A 1,412-nucleotide genomic window follows, 5' to 3' on the forward strand; every position below is an offset into this window, starting at 1 on the left:
AGCGATCTTTTTTCCTGAAAACTGAAACTCTGAAAGCGCAGACATGAGCAATTTCGCATCTTCCCAACCCGTCATCCTCAAGGGCCTGCGGGCGGCATGGCTCGACATCTTCAAGCCCGGCGAGGGCATGAACGGCGGCGCGCCGAAGTTCAAGTTCACCGGCCTGATGGAACCCGAAAGCGAAGCGCTGAAGATCGGCAAGGCAGCAATGCTGGAAGCCGCCACCAAGCTCTGGGGTCCCGCGAACGCCGCCAACATGATCCGCTCCATGGCTGCCAACAGCCGTGCGATCCGTGACGGCAACGACAAGATGAGCGACGACGGCACCGTGCGCCCCGAGTACGAGAACATGTTCTTCATCTCGGCCAGCAACAAGGCTGACAAGAAGCCCCAGGTGGTCACGCAGAAGAAGCACAACGGCAAGTTCGTGCAGATCACAGAAGCCGGTCGCGGCCTGGTGGATGGCATGGACGTGACCGACCAGCTCGGCTACGAGGTCAAGGTGCCATATCGTGGCTGCTACGTGAACGCCAAGGTGGAATTTGTGGCCGGCAAGTCCTTCAAGGGCAGCGACGGTCAGATCATCCCCAACCAGGTGTTCGCCCGCATCATCGCCATCCAGTTCGTGAAGGACGGCGAGGCATTCGGTAGCGGCCCGACCAGCGCTGAAGGCTTCGGCGAAGAAGAAGTCGAGACCGCCGGTCAAGGCGCCAGCGACCTGTTCTAAACCCACGGGGCTTCGGCCCCGTTTTCTGAAAGACTGAAATGACCCTGAAAATCAAAATCGAAGTGCCTACCGACGGTGGGCCGTACGAAGCCCAAGTCGCCGAGAGCAATGGCAACCCCGCTCACGTGCTTGCACCCGGCGAGGCCGTCGAACTGTACGTGCACAGCGGCAATACCATCACCGTGACCGAGCTGCCCGCGGGCACCAAGGCCGCGATGAGCGCGCAAGAGCCGAAGTAAACCCTTCGCAGAGGGGCGCTTGCCGCCCTTCTCCAAAGGGATACACAACGGGGCCTCCGCCTCCTTTCGCTGGGCTGACCACCCGGTAACTCGCCCCTTATGGCTAACACCAGGTGCCCGTGGACGTTTTACACCTAGTGCATGCGCAAACCGCTGGAGGCCGGCAACGACACAAGCGGGAATTTGGGGAACGGTCATTGAACTTTGAAATTTAGAAAGAACTGAATGCAGCGACTGTGGCTTGATAGGGAGACGTGGTGCGAGATCGACCTGAAAGAAGTCGGCACCTACCGCTACGCGGAAACCGCCGAGGACCTGCTGGTCTCCTACGCGATTGACGACGGCCCGGTCAAGGTCTGGGACTGCACCTGCGAGCCGCTGCCCGACGATCTGCGCCATGCGATGGCCGAAGCCCCCGAAGTCATCGCGCACAACGCTGCGTTCGA

At 60.6% G+C, this 1,412-nt stretch carries 3 protein-coding genes; all 3 read left to right on the plus strand.

Annotation, left to right across the window (positions count from 1 at the left end):
- The first annotated feature begins 43 nt into the window (after nucleotides 1–43).
- Complete coding sequence (locus I6F49_RS20155) at nucleotides 44–727, plus strand: ssDNA-binding protein (RefSeq protein WP_114488338.1); 684 nt, start codon at nucleotides 44–46, stop codon at nucleotides 725–727.
- A 38-nt stretch (nucleotides 728–765) separates the two neighbouring features.
- Complete coding sequence (locus tag I6F49_RS20160) at nucleotides 766–966, plus strand: hypothetical protein (protein ID WP_114488337.1); 201 nt, start codon at nucleotides 766–768, stop codon at nucleotides 964–966.
- A 225-nt stretch (nucleotides 967–1,191) separates the two neighbouring features.
- A partial coding sequence (locus I6F49_RS20165) for a hypothetical protein (RefSeq protein WP_197181745.1) occupies nucleotides 1,192–1,412 on the plus strand: 221 nt, incomplete at its 3' end.

The organism is Pseudoalteromonas sp. SWN166 (genome assembly GCF_015864485.1).
Lineage (GTDB): Bacteria > Pseudomonadota > Gammaproteobacteria > Enterobacterales > Alteromonadaceae > Pseudoalteromonas.

What these genes read in the sequence shown, in the direction of transcription:
- I6F49_RS20155 (WP_114488338.1), top strand. Translation starts at nt 44, where the DNA reads ATGAGCAATTTCGCATCTTCCCAACCCGTCATCCTCAAGGGCCTGCGG.
- I6F49_RS20160 (WP_114488337.1), top strand. Translation starts at nt 766, where the DNA reads ATGACCCTGAAAATCAAAATCGAAGTGCCTACCGACGGTGGGCCGTAC.